The sequence below is a fragment of the Pseudomonas sp. E45-MNA-CIBAN-0222 genome, from assembly GCF_040310405.1.
Taxonomy (GTDB): domain Bacteria; phylum Pseudomonadota; class Gammaproteobacteria; order Pseudomonadales; family Pseudomonadaceae; genus Stutzerimonas; species Stutzerimonas stutzeri_AC.
This window is the reverse complement of record NZ_JBEOPU010000088.1, coordinates 1-276: the sequence shown is the minus strand read 5'-3', so window position 1 is coordinate 276 and position 276 is coordinate 1. Positions and strand designations below refer to the sequence as shown.

Genomic DNA, 276 nt, shown 5'->3' with positions numbered 1-276 from the left:
ATATCGCGCAGCGTGGTGACGATGCATGGCTGGTCGCTGACCTTGATCAAGCGGCTGGAAATCATGCAGGTCAGGCTCTGGCCGTTCTTGTGATGCACCACGATCGCCACATTGCTCAGGGCCTGTTCGCGTATCACTTGCTCGATGCGCTGCAGGCGCTTGCTGGAGTCGTCCCACAAGCCGATTTGCTCGGCGCTTTTGTCGAGCACTTCGGCGGCTGTAAAGCCAAACGTCTGGGTAAACGCCGGGTTGATCTCGATAAAGGCGCCGCTCTCC

At 58.7% G+C, this 276-nt stretch carries 1 protein-coding gene; it reads right to left on the bottom strand.

From position 1 onward, the window contains the following. The coding region (locus AAEZ08_RS22885) for a PAS domain-containing protein (RefSeq protein ID WP_500125171.1) at positions 1 to 276 on the bottom strand (276 nt) is incomplete at both ends.